The organism is Cupriavidus phytohabitans (assembly GCF_000426345.1).
In the GTDB taxonomy this organism is placed as follows: domain Bacteria; phylum Pseudomonadota; class Gammaproteobacteria; order Burkholderiales; family Burkholderiaceae; genus Cupriavidus.
Genome location: NZ_AUFE01000062.1, coordinates 13,783 through 30,162 on the forward strand (window position 1 = coordinate 13,783; position 16,380 = coordinate 30,162).

The 16,380-nt window shown below is 61.1% G+C and carries 13 protein-coding genes and 1 pseudogene; 2 read left to right on the top strand and 12 right to left on the bottom strand.

The window, feature by feature from the left end; all coding sequences use genetic code 11:
- Window positions 1–9 precede the first annotated feature (9 nt).
- The 12 genes from K309_RS0128105 to K309_RS0128160 form a co-directional block, all read right to left on the bottom strand.
- Window positions 10–879 carry an HpcH/HpaI aldolase/citrate lyase family protein gene (locus K309_RS0128105; protein WP_029049465.1) on the bottom strand — a complete coding sequence of 290 codons (870 nt, stop codon included), beginning with the start codon at window positions 877–879 and terminating at the stop codon, window positions 10–12.
- A complete protein-coding gene (locus tag K309_RS0128110; RefSeq protein ID WP_029049466.1) occupies window positions 880–2,061 on the bottom strand; it encodes a CaiB/BaiF CoA transferase family protein in 1,182 nt (393 codons plus the stop codon).
- Between the two features lie 61 nt (window positions 2,062–2,122).
- Window positions 2,123–3,646, bottom strand: a complete 1,524-nt coding sequence (citF, locus tag K309_RS0128115; RefSeq protein ID WP_029049467.1) for a citrate lyase subunit alpha — start codon at window positions 3,644–3,646, stop codon at window positions 2,123–2,125.
- An 80-nt stretch (window positions 3,647–3,726) separates the two neighbouring features.
- On the bottom strand, window positions 3,727–5,172 hold the full coding sequence (locus K309_RS37715) for an amino acid permease (protein WP_064737472.1): 1,446 nt from the start codon (window positions 5,170–5,172) through the stop codon (window positions 3,727–3,729).
- Between the two features lie 51 nt (window positions 5,173–5,223).
- Entirely contained in the window at window positions 5,224–5,925 is a 702-nt protein-coding gene (locus K309_RS0128125; RefSeq protein ID WP_029049468.1) for an ABC transporter ATP-binding protein, read from the bottom strand.
- A 4-nt stretch (window positions 5,926–5,929) separates the two neighbouring features.
- Window positions 5,930–6,700, bottom strand: a complete 771-nt coding sequence (gene livG, locus K309_RS0128130; protein ID WP_029049469.1) for a high-affinity branched-chain amino acid ABC transporter ATP-binding protein LivG — start codon at window positions 6,698–6,700, stop codon at window positions 5,930–5,932.
- Window positions 6,697–7,956: a high-affinity branched-chain amino acid ABC transporter permease LivM gene (locus K309_RS0128135; protein WP_029049470.1), complete on the bottom strand. Its 1,260-nt coding sequence runs from the start codon at window positions 7,954–7,956 to the stop codon at window positions 6,697–6,699. The genes livG and K309_RS0128135 overlap by 4 nt, the downstream gene beginning before the upstream one ends.
- Window positions 7,953–8,861 carry a high-affinity branched-chain amino acid ABC transporter permease LivH gene (livH, locus tag K309_RS0128140; protein ID WP_029049471.1) on the bottom strand — a complete coding sequence of 303 codons (909 nt, stop codon included), beginning with the start codon at window positions 8,859–8,861 and terminating at the stop codon, window positions 7,953–7,955. Before livH ends, K309_RS0128135 begins: the two co-directional genes overlap by 4 nt.
- A gap of 65 nt (window positions 8,862–8,926) precedes the next feature.
- Entirely contained in the window at window positions 8,927–10,063 is a 1,137-nt protein-coding gene (locus tag K309_RS0128145; RefSeq protein ID WP_035878507.1) for a branched-chain amino acid ABC transporter substrate-binding protein, read from the bottom strand.
- A 78-nt stretch (window positions 10,064–10,141) separates the two neighbouring features.
- Window positions 10,142–11,395 (bottom strand): methylaspartate ammonia-lyase, encoded by a 1,254-nt coding sequence (locus tag K309_RS0128150; RefSeq protein ID WP_051320656.1) that lies wholly within the window; start codon window positions 11,393–11,395, stop codon window positions 10,142–10,144.
- Between the two features lie 16 nt (window positions 11,396–11,411).
- Window positions 11,412–12,851, bottom strand: a complete 1,440-nt coding sequence (locus K309_RS0128155) for an aldehyde dehydrogenase family protein (protein ID WP_029049474.1) — start codon at window positions 12,849–12,851, stop codon at window positions 11,412–11,414.
- Between the two features lie 31 nt (window positions 12,852–12,882).
- Window positions 12,883–14,523, bottom strand: a complete 1,641-nt coding sequence (locus K309_RS0128160) for a GMC family oxidoreductase (RefSeq protein ID WP_029049475.1) — start codon at window positions 14,521–14,523, stop codon at window positions 12,883–12,885.
- A 384-nt stretch (window positions 14,524–14,907) separates the two neighbouring features.
- Between K309_RS0128160 and K309_RS0128165 the strand changes: the two genes are divergently transcribed.
- A complete protein-coding gene (locus K309_RS0128165) occupies window positions 14,908–15,804 on the top strand; it encodes a LysR family transcriptional regulator (protein WP_029049476.1) in 897 nt (298 codons plus the stop codon).
- A gap of 288 nt (window positions 15,805–16,092) precedes the next feature.
- Window positions 16,093–16,380 (top strand): annotated as a pseudogene (locus tag K309_RS0128170) (transposase); the annotation flags it as partial.

Here is a 16,380-nt window from a genome sequence, read left to right on the forward strand (position 1 = left end):
ATCGCCCCCTCAGCAGCCCTGCTTACTAAGCGCGACCAGACGCTGGGCATGCAGCACCACGGGCATGTCAACCATGCGCCCATCAAGGCTGACTACCCCGCCGGCGGCGCCTTTGGCGGCTTCAAGCACGCGCTTAGCCCAAGCCACTTCGTCCAGAGTCAGTCCCAAGGATTTCTGCACGATAGGCACCTGCGTGGGATGAATACATAGCTTTGCGCCGAAGCCACCGCGTCGAGCACGACGCGCGTCCCGTTCTATACGGTCGACGTCCTTCCAATCCACAGTGACGCCATCGATGGGCGTCGCCAAAGCTGCCCGACGGGTCGCCAGCACGAGCATAAGGCGGACGGCAGCAAGTTCCAGTTCGTCAGGGTCACAGGACAAGCCCAAATCGACCTGGAAATCGAGATGCCCGAAGGCCAGCCGGAGAACCTGGGGCGCGCTGGCAATTGCATCAATCGCATCGAGCCCTTTGGCCGACTCGATCAGCGGAATCAGTACGCCGTCGCGGCCAACTGCCGTGGCCATAGGAATCAGATTCGCAGGGTCCTCCGCCTTCGGAAAAACCACGCCGCCAAGCCCTTGCAGCGACAATTGCGCCACGAGCTCGCGATCCTCCTCATGCCACTGAGTGGCGAACGCGTTCACCCGGACCAGGATGCGGCTTCTGTCTGCGACGGCAAGCGTGGCGAAGGCGGAGGCCAAGGCAGTTCGCGCCTGTACCTTGTTGACAGGTGCTATGGCATCTTCTAGATCGATGACCACCGCACCCGGACCGGCGCCGAGCGCACGCATGTATCTCTCGGGACGATCGGCCGGCACAAACAGGAAGGTGCGCGTCAGCGCCAATGGGTTTTGCAGATCCGCGGCAGCAGTCATTTAGACCGCTCCCGATTCACGCATGGCGGCGATGTCCGCCTCGCCCTTTCCCAGCGAACGCAGAATGGACTCGGTGTGCTGTCCGACAGCCGGAATGGCCTCCATCCGGTACTCGAACGCACTATGCCGTCCCGGCGGCAGCAGCGCGGGAATATCGCCGGCTGGAGACGCGACGTTGCGCCAGCGCTTGCGCACCTGAAGCTGCTCGTGGTTCCACAAGCCGGCCATGTCGTTCATGCGCGCGTTGGCGATCTGCGCCGCATCGAGACGTTCGAGCACCTGCTGTGTGCTGAGCGAACGGAAGACCTCATCGATGATTTCGCGCAACGCTTCGCGGTTCTCATTGCGGTGCGCATTGCTGTCGAACCGCGGCGTCGTGGCGAGCGTTGGCATTTCCAGCACCCGCTCGCAGAACACACGCCATTCGCGCTCATTCTGCAAACCAAGCATCACCGTTCCGCCATCCCCAGCAGGGAAAGGCCCATAGGGATAAATCGTTGCATGCGACGCTGCGCTGCGCACCGGCTGCGTAGCACCCTGGAAGGCGTAATACATCGGAAAGCCCATCCACTCGCCCAACGCCTCCAGCATCGATACGTCGATATGCGAGCCCTTGCCCGTCTTGCCCCGCTGCAAAAGCGCCGCCAGCACCGAGGTATAGGCGTACATGCCGGCGGCGATGTCCGCGATTGAGATCCCGGACTTGCAGGGCTCATCCGGCGTACCCGTGATTGACAGAAAGCCTGCCTCGCTCTGGATCAACAGGTCATACGCCTTCTTGTCGCGGTAAGGTCCATCTACGCCATAGCCAGAAATGTCGCAGACGATGAGCGATGGATGCTTCGCCTGCAGCGCCTCGGCGCCTAAGCCCATGCGCGCGGCAGCGCCCGGGGCAAGGTTCTGTACCAGCACATCGGCGCCTGCGATCAGTTCCATCAGGATCGCCTGCGCCGCCGGCTGCTTGAGATCCAGGGTCAGGCTCTCCTTGGAGCGATTTACCCATACGAAATGTGATGCCTCGCCGTTGACGCGCTGGTCGTAAGCGCGGGCGAAGTCCCCGGCGCCAGGTCGTTCGATCTTGATGACACGCGCCCCGAGATCGGCGAGTTGGCGGGTACAGAACGGAGCCGCGATGGCGTGCTCCAATGAAATGACGGTGATGCCATCCAGAGGTCTTGTCATGGTAATGCCTTGCAAGTTCGAGAAAACGATGGGTTGTTGCCGATGCGCCGTTCGATCAGCGCTACCTGGCCGCCGCGCGAATGAGATCGATGACGCTGCCGTCCCGGTACTCGACGACGCCGACGATACGCGACGCGTCACGACGGTCGCTGCGGGGCTGGTGGCGCGCGCAGGCGTTGGCGCGAAGTTCGTCGATGGACCTGACTGGCAGACCTGCATCGACCAAATCCCGCAGCAATTGCTCTCGGCGAGGATTGACCGCTATGCCAGCCTCGGTGACGACCACGTCCACCGTCTCTCCAGGCGTTGTGACGCAACTCACTTGCTGCACGATCTTGGGACCGGCCGCTGAAGCCAGGCGTGTCGTCACAATGGCCAACCTGGAGGCTGCAGCGGTATCAGCGTGGCCACCGGAACCACCCAGAATCCGCCCGGACGACCCTGTGGTCACGTTGACGTTGAAATCAACGTCAACTTCCGCCGCCCCGAGAATCATCGCGTCCAGCCGGTCCACCACGGCGCCACGGTTCGCCGGACTGGCATAGAGAGATGCCGACATGGCCCGATGTCTGGGATCGGTCTGGTATGAGGCGACTGACGACAGGTCGAAGCACTGCACATCGAACAGAGTTCGGAACAATCCCTCCTCCAGCATCCTGCAGAGATAGCCACCAGCGGCAAAGCTGCCTTTCACACCGTTTGCATCCATCAGTTCCCGCAACTGCGCGGCGACTGCAAGCGAAATGCCGCCCGCGCCGGTCTGAAAGGAGAAGCCATCCACGAGCAGACCTGAGGCGCCGATTACATGGGCCGCCGATTGAGCGATTTGCAGGCCAATGGGGTCGGTCGTGGGGCACGTCGTGCCGGACATGATGCCTTTGGGATCGCCGATTGAGTCGACCCGCACAACGAAATCCACCTGGTCCTGCGAGATGCCGATGGGGCACGCAGGATACGGCACAAGGTTGTCGGTTATGGCAACGACCCGGTTTGCGTACTGTGCATCGACCATCGCATAGCCCAACGGACCACAGGCGGCCGGCCCTTGAGCGCCATTGATATTTCCGTAGTCATCTGCTGTGGGCGACGCGATGAATGCGACATCAATGCGCAACTCTCCCGTCTCGATTGCACGAGCGCGTCCTCCATGTGTCTGCATGACGACCGGCAAATCCAGAACACCATCAGAAATTGCATCGGCGACCGGCCCGGACATATAAGCTGTCACGATGCGCGCCACCACGCCATTTCGCATGTGGTCTACCAGCGGTACATGCACAGGAAACAGCGAGCTTGCCGCAACGGTCAGTCCTTTCAGCCCACGGGCAGCGCAGGCTTCCATCACCATGTTCAAAACATGATCGCCATTGCGAAGGTGGTGATGGAAGGAAAGCGTGGCGCCATCACGCACCGCGCACGCCTCCAATGCCGCATCGATCGACGCCAGGCACTTTGATCCGGTGGAACCGGTTGCTCTCACATTGCCGCTTGCAAGTTTGTTTGAGCGCGGCGAGTCAGAAGCCTGGTAAGGCCGTACAGGCCCGTACCCTTCTATGAAAGACGGAAGTTCTCGATCAAGGCTCATGGCGTACCTCCATTCCATGTCGCAGGGTTTTGTTCAAGGCAATCGACTGCCGTGAGGAGCGAGATAACTGAAGCCGGCTGTCATTGCGGGTACCCCTCTGTGGCTTGTGTAAAGCCTTGATTGAGACGCCGACGGCGTTGATACAGCACGACCAAGGCCAGGAACCAGACCGGCATGATGCTCAACGCCTGGCGGGTGTCCGGCTCAAGTGCCAGCAAGCCAACCACAAAGACGAAGAACAGCAGGCACATCCACGTCATAGGCACGCCCATAGGCATCCTGAACTTCGATTGGGCGTGCAGATCCGGCCGTTGCCGGCGATAGATTAGGTACGCCACGAGAATCATCGACCAGACGAAGATGTACAGGATTGCGGAGATGGTCGAGAGAATCGTGAAGGCGCCCATAACTGATGGCGTCACGAAGAGAATGGCCAGCCCCATCGCCATACAAGCGACGGAGAACAACAGGCCCGTCAGCGGAACTGACGCGCGGGACAAGGTGGCGAACCGGCTCCAGGCCTGCTTGCGTGATGCCAGGCCGAACAGCATCCGGCTGGTTGCAAAAACACCGCTGTTCGCGGCCGACATCGCCGATGTGATGACTACGAGATTGATCAGGCCGGCCGCCGCGGGAATCCCGGCAAGAACGAACAGTTGGACGAACGGGCTCTTGTCCGCCTTGATCTCGGCCCAAGAGGACACGGAGATAATGCAGATCAGGGACAGAACGTAGAAGATCAGCACGCGCACCGGCACCGAGTTGATGGCCTTGGGAATCGTTTTGTGCGGATCCTTCGCTTCCGCGGCTGCGGTACCGATCAGCTCAATCCCCGCAAACGAGAAGATGGCAATCTGGAATCCGGCGAAGAATCCGGTGATGCCATGCGGAAAGATGGCACCAGCTTCCGTCATGTGCGCCAGAGACGCCTTCACGCCGGTCGGTGAAACATGGGACACGGCGATGAGCACCGCCCCGGCTCCGATCAAGGCGACGATGGCAATCACCTTGACCAACGAGAACCAGAACTCCATCTCTCCGAAGAGCTTGACCGCCACGAGGTTCAACACCAGCATGATCGCCAGCACGCTGAAGGACGGAATCCAGGCCGGGAGATCGGGAAACCAGAACCTCAGGTAGCCTGCAATCACCGTACAGTCCGCAATGGCCACCACCACCCAGGTCAGCCAATAGGACCAGCCAATGAAGTAGCCGGCCCAGGGGCCAATGTAAGCCGTGCAGAAGTCGGAGAACGATCTGTACTTCAGGTTGGAAAGCAACAATTCCCCCATCGCCCGCATGACGAAGAACAGAAAGAATCCGATGATGGCGTAGACCAGGATGATCGACGTGCCAGCGGCGCTGATCGTCTTCCCCGAGCCCATGAAGAGCCCCGTGCCGATGGCCCCGCCAATCGCGATCAGTTGAACGTGGCGATTCGCAAGATCGCGCTGAAGGCTCTCGGGCTCCTCCCTATTGCAGGGCGCCGTGCCGATTCGATGCTTCTGACGCATCTTGTTGGACATGTCTATCTCCTTGAGTTGCCTTTTTTTCGCAAATTGCTGCCGCCCCTGGGGTCACCCGCCCAGGTAGGCTTCACGCACCCGTGGGTCAGCGGCTAGTTCGTTCCCTTTTCCCTGCATGACGATGCGGCCGTTCTCGAGTACGTAGGCGCGGTCGGCCAGCTTCAACGCCTGGTTGGCGTTCTGCTCGACCAGGAAAACCGTCACGCCATCGGAACGCAGTCGCTCGATGATTTGGAAAATCTGCTGGATGATGATGGGCGCCAACCCAAGAGAGGGTTCGTCCAGCAGCAACAGCTTCGGCTTGCTCATCAGGGCGCGGCCAATCGCCAGCATCTGTTGCTCGCCGCCGGACATGGTTCCGGCGCGCTGGGCCCAACGCTCCTTCAGCCTGGGAAAGAGCGTTAGCACCCGGTCCATCTGCTCGCAGTACTCTCCTCTCGATGTGAAGAAGCCTCCCATCGACAGGTTCTCCTCAACGGTCAGGCGCGCGAACACACGGCGTCCCTCCGGCACGATCGCAATTCCCTTGCGCATGATCTCGCTGGAATCCTGGCCCACCAGTTCCTCACCCAGATACCTGACGCTGCCGCGCGCCGCCTTCGGCGATCCGCACAGTGTCATCAGAAGCGTGGACTTTCCCGCGCCATTGGCTCCGATCAACGTCACGATCTCACCCTTGCGCACCTCCATCGAGACGTCATGCAAGGCCTGGATCTTTCCGTAGTAGGTGCATACCTTGTCGAACTGAAGCATGGTTTCAGGTCTCCCCAAGATAGGCTTTGATGACGTTGGGATTGGTCCGAATATGCTCGGGCGTCCCGTCGGCGAGCGGCGTGCCCTGGTTCACCACATAGATGTGGTCCGAGATGCTCATCACCAGGTTCATGTCGTGTTCAATCAAGAGCACCGTGATGTGGTGCTCGTTGCGCAGGGTGTCGATCAACGCCTTCAATTCCTCGGTTTCGCGTGGATTGAGGCCTGCTGCCGGCTCATCCAGCATCAGGATGCGCGGCTGCGTCATCATGCAGCGCGCAATTTCCAGGCGGCGCTGCTGCCCGTAGGCCAGGGTTCCTGCCGGTCGGTTGGCCACGTCGGTCAGATTGACCCGCTTCAGCCAGTATGCGGCGCGTCCCATGGCGTCGCGCTCCGAGCGCCGGAATCCCCCCGTCTTGAGCAAGCCCGCCAGGAAGTTCGTGTTGAGATGCCGATGCTGGGCTACCAGCAGGTTCTCTACCGCAGTCATTTCCTTGAACAGCCGGACATTCTGGAATGTCCGCACGACGCCCTTGCGGGCGATCTGGTAGCCATGGAGCCCTGCAATCTGCTCCCCCGCAAACCGGATGCTGCCCCCGGTCGGTCGGTAGAAGCCGGTGAGGCAGTTGAAGGCCGTCGTCTTGCCGGCTCCGTTTGGGCCGATCAGCGACACCACCTGCCGTTCGCGCACGCACAGGCCCACATTGTTGACTGCCAGCAGGCCGCCGAAGCGCATGGAGAGGCCGCTGACTTCGAGAATCGGTTTGCTGCTCATGGATTCAGCTCCAGGTGGGGGCGCTGCATCGGCACGAGGCCTTGAGGGCGCCAATACATCATGAACACCATCAGCGCTCCAAACATCAGCATCCGGTACTCGTTGAAGTCGCGCGCCAGTTCCGGCAGCAGGATCATCACGGTCGCCGCGAGAATGATCCCGAGCTGCGATCCCATGCCGCCCAGCACCACAATCGCGAGGATGATTGCGGACTCGATGAAGGTGAAGGACTCAGGCGTGACCAGCCCTTGGCGGGCGGCAAAGAAGCTGCCCGCGAAGCCTGCAAAGCACGCACCGAGCGTGAACGCCGAGAGCTTGATCATCGTGGGGTTGATCCCCATGGCGATGCATGCAATCTCGTCTTCGCGCAGGGCTTCCCTTGCCCGGCCCAGCGGCATGCGAAGAAGACGGCCAATCACGAACAAGGTCAGCAGGACCAGCAGCAACGCGATCAGGTAGAGAAACACTACCTTGTTCACCGAGTTGTAAGTCGTGTTGAAGAATTCATGGAAGGTCTGCATGCCCTCGGCCGCCCGGCGCTCGAAGGAAAGACCGAACAGGCTGGGCTTCTCGATGCCGCCGATGCCGTTGGGTCCGCCGGTCAGCCCGGTGAGATTGCGCAGCAGGATGCGGATGATTTCGCCGAAGCCAAGTGTCACGATGGCGAGATAGTCGCCACGCAGCCGCAGCACCGGAAAGCCGAGCAGGAAGCCGAACAGCGCCGCCAGCCCGCCAGCGATGGGCAGACAGACCCAGAAGCCGAAGCCGTAGTAGTGCGAGAGCAATGCATAGCTGTACGCGCCGACGGCATAGAAGCCCACGTAGCCCAGGTCTAGCAACCCGGCTAGGCCAACCACGATGTTCAGGCCCAGGCCGAGCATGGCGTAGATCAGAATCAGCGTGGCGATATCCACGGCACTACGCGTTGCAAAGAAGGGCCAGGCAAGACCGACGAACACGAGGGCAAGCACGAACCACCGCTGCACGCCCGGATCGGAAAGGCGCTGGCCCAGTTTGCTCCATGCGCTCAGCTCACTGCGCACAGGACGGCTGCTGCGACGCGAGCGCCGCAGCAGTTGCCAAAAGAACATGGCGACGGCACAGCCAACCACAGTCCAGAGGACGACAGGACTGGCACCTTCGACATGCAGCTTGACGCCTACCGTCGTAAGCTTGAGCCCCAGCACGGGGTAGGCGACTGCCAGAACCAGCAAGGCACTGAAGAACGCCGTCTTGAGAGAATTTGAGGAATTCATACTTTCTCCACTTCCGGGCGTCCAAGAATTCCCGTTGGTCGAAAGAGCAGCACCAGAACGAGGAGGCCGAAGGCCACGACGTCCTTGTACTGGTCGCCGAAGATGTCTGCCCCGATGGCCTCGACCACACCCAGTACCAGCCCCCCCAGCATGGCACCCGGAATGCTGCCGATGCCGCCCAGCACTGCGGCAGTGAATGCCTTGATGCCCGCGAGAAAGCCGAGGTTCGGGTTGATAACGCCGTACTGCACGCCCAGCAGAACCGAGGCAACCGCGGCCAGCCCCGCACCGATAACGAAGGTCAACGCGATGATGCTGTTCGTGCGGATGCCGAGCAGATTGGTCATCTTGATGTCCTCGGCGCAGGCTCGGCACGCCCGCCCGAGACGCGAGCGCGAGATGAACAACGTCAGGATCACCATAACCAGGAAAGTGACGGTGAAGATGAGCACCTGCATATAGGACAGCGAAACACCGCCCCAAGCGACGTTGCCAGGCAACAGATTCGGAATCGCCTTGTCCTTCGAGCCTTGGGCAAGCAGGACTTTGTTCTGCAGGAAGATCGACACGCCGATGGCCGTGATCAGCGGTATCAGGCGATTGCTGCCGCGCAGTGGGCGATAAGCAATGCGCTCGATGCTGTAACCGTATGCGCTCGTGACAATGATGCTCGCCGCAAAGGCTGGGAAAAGCGTTAGCGGCAGGCTGTCGACGCCGAACATCAGCAGCCCGGCAATGACCATGAAGGCCACGTAGGAGCCGATCATGTAGACCTCGCCGTGGGCGAAGTTGATCATGCCGATGATGCCGTAGACCATTGTGTAGCCGATGGCGATCAGCGCATACGTGCTGCCGACAGTCAGTCCATTGACCAACTGTTGAAGGTAGTAGTGGATTTCGGACACGAAGGACTCCCCCGGACACCGCCGGTGGCGGTGTCCTGAACAAAGGATGACGAGGTGGGGGGCGGTTACTTCGCCAGCGTCTTGGTGCCGTCCTGATGCCAGTAGTACGGCACGAAACTGAAGTTCTTCAGGTCACCGTTCTTGTCATAGGACAACGCGCCGATCGGGGTATCGAACGAGCCCTCGCGCAGGGCCTTCGCAACCTTCTCCGGATCTGCGGCGCCTGCTTTCTTGATACCGTCGGCGATGACGGTCACCGCTGCATAGGCGGGCAACACGAAGACGCCGCTCGGGTCCTGCTTCTTGGCCTTGAACGCCTGAATCAGTGCCTGGTTCTTCGGGTCTTCGTCGAAGGCCTTGGGCAACGTGACCACCAGTCCCTCGGTGGCTTTGCCGGCGATGGCCGAGAGTTCCTTGTTGCCCGCACCTTCGGTGCCCATGAACTTTGCCTTCAGGCCCTTCTCCGAAGACTGGCGCAGCAAGAGTCCGAGTTCCGGGTGGTAGCCGCCGTAGTAGATGAAGTCCACATTCAGGCGCTTGAGCTTCTCGATGATGGTCGAGTAGTCCTTGTCGCCTGCGTTGATACCTTCGAACAAGGCAACCTTGACGCCCTTGGCATCCAGGGAGCGCTTCACTTCGGTCGCGATGCCTTCACCGTACTGCTGCTTGTCGTGCAGCACCGCCACGAGCTTGGGCTTGACGCTACCCGCGATGTAGGTCGCAGCCGCCGGAGCCTGCATGCTGTCCAGGCCGATCGTACGGAAAACCAGAGAATAGCCCTTCTTCGTGATGTCGGGATTGGTGGAAGCTGCTGTCACCATCAGGACGCGCTCGTCCTCGTAGATGCTGGCAGCACCCATTGTCGCGCTGGAGCAAACATGGCCGACGACGAACTTGATGCCCGCGTTGACGACCTTGTTGGCGACCGCGACAGCCTGCTTGGGATCGCACGCATCGTCGAACACCACGCCTTCAAGCTGCTTTCCCGCAATGCCGCCGCCCTTGTTGATCTGCTCGATCACCATCTTGGCACCGGTGAATTGCATGTCGCCATACTGCGCGACCGACCCACTCACCGGCCCGATCAAAGCCACCTTGATGGTGTCCGCTGCGGCGGCGACGCTTGCTGCGGCACCCAGGGTCATAAGCAAAACGGCTTGGCGAATGCGCTTGCCTTGCTTCAAGTTCGAAGGAATGGTCATCTCTGTCTCCTGTGGATAAGCCCAAAATGTTCCCGCGGCGGATATGTCGCCGACGGGGTACCCTTCTTGGCCGGGGTATTAGTTGAGATACGCGTCAAGGCGCAAGGCGCGGTTCATCTCGTTCAACACGATGTTGTAGCCCTCGTCGAAGCCCATGCCGGGCTTGGCCAGCATCTGAGCGACCTGGGTGGCGATGCCGATGTGAGTCGTCGTGCGGGCCGATAGATCGGTCTCCGCGCAGGTGCCGCCCAACACGGGACCCACACCGTTACGATGGCAATCGAGGACAGCGTCGATGGTGTTGTGGATGGAGCCCAGGTCAGGCGTCTTCACCTGGATCATGTCGACGGACTGATTGACGGCAAACAGGTGGATGTCTTCGGCGGTGTTGGCCCATTCGTCGGCAACGATCTTTACCTGGCTGTCGCGCGCCTGGAGGATCTGTCGAAGGCGTGCCAATGCCTCGATCTGGGCATCACGGCTACCGGCATCCAGCGGATGCTCGATGGTCAGGAGGTGGGGGCCAGCCGCAGCCTCCAGTCGCTGGAGAATGTCAGCGGTGCGCTCCGGCGAGCCTTGTACCGACGCGCCAACCATGCCGTAGACATCCAGATGGATGCGCGGGCAATAGTCGCTCTGCGTATTGAGCTGCTCTACGCGCGCAACGATCCATTTCACGTAACGCTCCAGCTCGGCACCTTCTGGGCCGACCAGTTCCGGCGTGTTGATCAAGCCATGCGGCAAGATGGGGACACTCTTCAGGATCATCTTGTCGACATTGGTGTAGCGGTCGTCTCCCGACTGCCCATAGATCGGGACCGCCGCCAGCGGGCCGGACAGCTCCCACTCGTCCTTGATGACCCTGGCCATGATGTGATGGCCGGCCACGTGCGCCGCCGCGTTCAGCAGAGCCTGGGAGACCCCGTAGGCCGCAGCGCGCTTGGCCTCGATCGACTCGGAGATCCAGGCCTCGGCCTGCACCGCCGCACTCCGGAAGTTGCTGACATCCAGCCCCAGCAGGCGGGGCGCGAGATCCTGCTCGATCTGCTGTGCCAGCTTCCTGGCATGGAAACGCGGTTCACGCCCCCCCACGCCGGAGTACTGAACGCTGGCGCAGTCGCCGAGGGCCACGTAACCATCGCTGAGCACCAGCACGACGGAGACGGACTCGGAGGGCTCACGCACGTTGGCATAGCCCGGCGTGACGGCCGTGCCCAGATACGCTGCACCGTCGCGGACGGCACCGGCCTTGATGGCAGCCTGGTCGTCAAAGAAGAACGAGCCGACGCCAGGGGCGGCGAGCACTTTGACGATCTTGATCGCTTTGCTCATTGCAGATCCTTGTGGGTTAGATAGCGGATTGGCTAACGAGCCGCAGGTGCATGTAGGCCAGCACGCCTTCAGTGCCGCCTTCGTAGCCGTAGCCGCTGTTGCCCAAGCCGCCCAGAGCCACATCGGGCAGCGAGGGGGCGGTCTGGTTGATGCCAATGTTCGAGGCATTCAAGCGGCGCACCAGCTCGTCGCGCACGCGCAGCGAGTCGGTGAAGATGTAGGCCGCGAACGAATACGGCGTAGCGTTCGCCAGTTCCACGGCTTCATCGATCGTGTTGACGGACTGCACGGTTGCAATGGGGCTGAACGGCTCCTCGACCAATACTTCCGCATCCTTGGGAACCGACGACAGCACGGTCGGCTCGACAAAGAAGCCAGGGCGTTCCACGCGCTTGCCGCCGGTTTCGACCACCGCGCCCTTGGCAACGGCATCCTCGATCAGGTGAAGGAAAGTCGCCACGCGACCGCCATGCGCGATAGGCCCGAGCGTGGTGCCGTCTTCCTGACCGTGCCCGAGCTTGTAGGACTGGGCCTTCGCCACCAGCGCCTTGACCAGCGCATCGTGCACGGCAGGGTGTGCCAGGTAGCGCGTGGGCGCGACGCACGACTGGCCGGCCGAACCGAATTTCGCCGACGCGGTCACTTGCACTACCTTCTCGACATCCGCGTCGCTCCAGACGATTACCGGAGCATGCCCGCCGAGCTCGAAGACGGGGCGAATCAGGTTCGGCGCTGCCAGCGCGGCGAGTTCCTTGCCCACCTGCGTGGACCCGGTAAAAGACACGGCCTTCACCAGCGGTGACGCCAGTAGTTGTTTGCTGACTGCGCGTGCGTCGCCGAAGATCAGGTTGACGACACCTTCGGGCAGCCCCGCATCGGCCAGGGCCTGGACAATGGCACTTGCGCTATATGGCGTAAATTCGGATGCCTTCAGCACCACCGTGCAGCCGGCAGCCAACGCCGCCCCCAGCTTGCGCCCAACCAGCACGGCCGGAAAATTCCACGAGGTGATCGCCACGACAACGCCCAATGGCGTCGGCAGCGACAGGCGCGCGCTGCCCGCGACAATACCCTGATGCACCTTGCCGCTGATGCGGCTGGCCTCTTCTCCGTTCCAGGCCAGGGTCTCGATCGTGCGGCGAAGCTCGCCGAGCGCGTCGGCCTGCGTCTTGCCGGACTCCAAGATCAGGCCATTAGCAATCTCTTCGATGCGCTCAGCTAACAGGGCCGATGCCTTTTTCAGGATCGCTCCACGCGCCTGCCCCGTCAGCGCACTCCACGCGGGGAATGCGTTATGCGCCGCATCCAGCGCAGCCTCGACCTGATTGGCATCGGCTCGTGTCACGATGCCGACGGCCTCGCCGGTGGCTGGATCGATGTTGGGCTGAGAACCGGATTTGCCTTCTTCCCATCGCCCGTTGATGAAGAGGTGCGCGTCGAGATTGTGTTCGGCCATGGCCGTCTCCTATCGATAGAGGTTTGATAAATCAGCCAAAGCTGCGCTTGCCACGAATGAGATCTGCGCCTTTCTCGGCGATCATCAGCGTGGCTGCATAGGTATTGCCGGAGGTGATCGTCGGCATGACCGAGGCGTCGATCACCCGCAGATTCTCAAGTCCATGGACCCGCAGCGAGTCGTCCACGACCGACATCGGATCGGACTTCGGGCCCATGCGAGCAGTCCCCACCAGGTGATAGCCCGTGGATCCGTTGTGCTTGCAGAAGTCCAGCAACTGCTCGTCGGTGCTGACCTGGGTGCCCGGGACTGTTTCCTCGACCAGATACTTCGCCAGCGTCGGGGAATGCAGCAGACCGCGGATGATCTTCATCCCCGCGACCATGACCTCCTGATCCAGGCTGTGGGCCAGGTAGTTGGGCTGGATGATCGGGTCCTCGAACACATTGGTCGAGTGGGCATGCACATAGCCACGACTCAGCGGCCGGTGCTGCCACCATCCGCCGGTGACGCCCGGATAGTCGTCGAGCACGTAGTGCTTGCCTTCCTTGTAGCTGCCGGGGACGAAGACACATTGCAGGTCCGGTGTTCCCACGTCAGGCTTCGACTTGCAGAAGAGATGCGCTTGGGAAGGCGTCAGCGTCAGGACACCCGGCTTCCTCGCCAGCCAGCGCATGATCTGCCACATGAGCCTCGGCCCACGCGCCATTTCGTTCAGGGTTGTGACGCCTCGCCTGGCGCGCATGACCAGTCGTGCCGAATAGTGGTCGCTGAGGTTTTCTCCCACGCCCGGCAGTTCGTGGACGACCTTGACGCCCAGCTTCGCCAGCAGACCTGCAGGGCCAATGCCCGAAATCTGCAGCAGCCGTGCCGTGTTGGCGGTGCCCGCGGAGATGATCACTTCACGACGAGCTTTGACGATGGCCTCCGCACCACCCTGACTCCGAACGAATCCCACGCCCACGGCGCGCTTGCCTTCGAACAGAATGCGCTGCGCCCGCACGCCGGAAAGTAATTCCACGTTGCCACGCTTGATGGCGGGTGCCAAGAAGCCCGCCGCAGCGCTAATACGGAAGCCGTTCTCGATCGTTCGCTGAAAATAGCCTACGCCTTCCTGATCCCCAGAGTTGTAGTCAGGGTTGCGCTTGTGGCCTGCGGCGACCGCAGCTTCGATGAAGGTCTCGGAAATGGGATGGAACCAGTCCATCGGCGTGACCGGGATCGGGCCCGAGCGACCGCGAACGCCGTTACCGCCGGCTCCGGTGTAGCGCTCTGAGCGTGCGAAATAGGGCAGCACATCCTCATAGCCCCATCCTCGATTGCCCAGCGATGCCCAGTGATCAAAGTCATCGGGTTGGCCCCGGACGATCATCATGCCGTTGATAGAACTCGAGCCGCCGACAACCCGCCCCTGCGTAGTTGAGATCCTTCGCCCACCACTACCCTCGGAGGGTTCGGTCTTGAATTGCCAGGTAATCTGGGGCTGCGTCAGCGTCTTAACGAAGCCAGCAGGGATGCGGACATAAGGCCGCAGATCGCTTGAACCTGCTTCAAGGACACACACCGTCACAGTCGGATCTTCAGACAGCCGGGCAGCCAGAATGGACCCCGCTGACCCAGCGCCGACGATCACGTAGTCATAGGTTCTCGAATTTTCAGTACTTGCAGTCATCTCTTCAGCCTCTCGGATTTCGCTCCGCGACACAACAGCGCTACTCCACAGGCGCAGTCACGAAGGGGGCTTGAGCCAACGAGCTATGGGAGCTCTCTTCCCGCAATTGCTGATCTCGCGCGGCGGGTCACGGCTCTGTCTTGATGAGATGGTATGAAGACGGATCGATCAAAAAAAGAGATTTATTTTCCACGATAGATGCATATCTCTCATCCAAACGGGGACTAGGCAGAAACCCTAGGGAGGGTGAAATCGAGGGCCTCCCCGCATTCGCTTTGTCCCGGCGACTTCCCCCGGGCCGGCGGGAAGTTGCAGGCAAGCGTGGGCCTATGAGACGATGCAAGTTATATTCACTTAAGATGAAAAAGATTCATCTAACGCGCCATGTCACTAAGCGCCTACGAGGTTTTCGTGGCCATCGCGGAGCGCGGTAGCTTCGCGGCGGCCGCACATCAGTTAAATTTGTCGCCGTCGGCCGTTAGTCATGCTCTGGCTTCGTTCGAGCAGGAGCTGGGCTTCGCGCTCTTTGTGAGGAATCGCAGTGGCGTCCGCCTCACGTCGGGAGGCGAAGCCCTGCTACCCACCGTGAGAGAAGTGCTGCAATGTAATGAGAAGCTGGAGCAGCAAGCCTCCAAGTTGCTTGGCCTCGAGGCCGGGACGGTCCGGATCGGGGCATTTAGCAGCGTGAGCGTGGCCTGGATGCCGAAGATCATTCGCTCGTTTGCAGACCTCTATCCAAACATCCAGGTGTCCATCGAGCAAGGCGGATACGACGATGTTGTCGAGTGGATCACCAAGAGCAAGGTTGACCTTGGATTTGTCACCCTGCCCGCCGCACCTGGCTTGGAGGTCACCCCCCTGTATGCCGACCCGCTTGTGTGTATCGCCCCCCCCAGTTTCGCGCCAAAGAACAAGGCTTACATGACGGTTGCGGAGTTGACTGAGCACAATGTCGTACTCCAGGGGGAAGGCTATGGCAAAGAAACCCAGCAGCTACTGGCAACCCACAAGATCTCTATCAAATCAAGCGCGCGGGCGATCGACGACGCCGCCATCATCGCCATCGTCGAGAGTGGCTTGGGGCTCAGCGTCGTGCCACAACTTGCATTGCTCAACTACCGCAGTTCCGTGCAAGTCTTTCCGTTTTATCCAGCAGAAAGCCGAGCCATCATGCTAGGCTCATTGAGCCATGAAGGTCTGGCTCCGGCGGCAAAAGCTATGCACAAGCATATAGTCAAGTCCGTCGCTACCTGGTCGAAAGAGAGTGGGAATCGAGGTTAAGTCGACGCGAAATCTGCAGGAACCAGGTTCCGCGAGGACGCCATCCTACTGACGTCCACGCCGCCACCGCGCAGTGTTGCGGCAATTTGTTGCCCCACTTGCAGTTCGACTGCGGAGTGCCACGACATCGGGCTCCCCGTACCATCATGTGCATCGCGCAGGGTCCAGTGACCAGCATCACACTGCGCCGCCGATCGGCTCGGTGTACGGCACAAAGTCTGAGCATTGGGTGGCCGGTTCCGGAGTGGGAACGGCCATACCTGGCGAAGCTGTCGACGGTCGGTTTTTCAGCGCGATCTGTCCACGGCGCGCTATGTGTACTGGTGGGTGGACGGTATTCATACGGGTCTGCGCAGCGAGGGCTCGGACGGGCAATGCCTGCTGGTGATCATAGGCGTCACGCCCGACGGCAGGAAGGAGCGCGTGGCGATCGGTGACGGTTATCGGGAATCGAAGGCATCGTGGGCGGAAGTCCTGCTGGACCTAAAAGCCCGCGGCCTGCAGGCTGGCCCGCTGGCGGCGGTCGGCGATGGCGCCATGGGATTCTGGGCGGCCCTGGAGGAGGTGTTCCCGGCC

Bases quoted from the DNA above. Each gene is read 5' to 3' on its own strand.
- K309_RS0128145 (WP_035878507.1), bottom strand. From the start codon at position 10,063: ATGACCATTCCTTCGAACTTGAAGCAAGGCAAGCGCATTCGCCAAGCC.
- K309_RS0128165 (WP_029049476.1), top strand. From the start codon at position 14,908: ATGTCACTAAGCGCCTACGAGGTTTTCGTGGCCATCGCGGAGCGCGGT.
- citF (WP_029049467.1), bottom strand. From the start codon at position 3,646: ATGAGCCTTGATCGAGAACTTCCGTCTTTCATAGAAGGGTACGGGCCT.
- K309_RS0128105 (WP_029049465.1), bottom strand. From the start codon at position 879: ATGACTGCTGCCGCGGATCTGCAAAACCCATTGGCGCTGACGCGCACC.
- K309_RS0128155 (WP_029049474.1), bottom strand. From the start codon at position 12,851: ATGGCCGAACACAATCTCGACGCGCACCTCTTCATCAACGGGCGATGG.
- K309_RS0128110 (WP_029049466.1), bottom strand. From the start codon at position 2,061: ATGACAAGACCTCTGGATGGCATCACCGTCATTTCATTGGAGCACGCC.
- livG (WP_029049469.1), bottom strand. From the start codon at position 6,700: ATGAGCAGCAAACCGATTCTCGAAGTCAGCGGCCTCTCCATGCGCTTC.
- K309_RS0128150 (WP_051320656.1), bottom strand. From the start codon at position 11,395: ATGAGCAAAGCGATCAAGATCGTCAAAGTGCTCGCCGCCCCTGGCGTC.
- K309_RS37715 (WP_064737472.1), bottom strand. From the start codon at position 5,172: ATGTCCAACAAGATGCGTCAGAAGCATCGAATCGGCACGGCGCCCTGC.
- K309_RS0128135 (WP_029049470.1), bottom strand. From the start codon at position 7,956: ATGAATTCCTCAAATTCTCTCAAGACGGCGTTCTTCAGTGCCTTGCTG.
- K309_RS0128125 (WP_029049468.1), bottom strand. From the start codon at position 5,925: ATGCTTCAGTTCGACAAGGTATGCACCTACTACGGAAAGATCCAGGCC.
- K309_RS0128160 (WP_029049475.1), bottom strand. From the start codon at position 14,523: ATGACTGCAAGTACTGAAAATTCGAGAACCTATGACTACGTGATCGTC.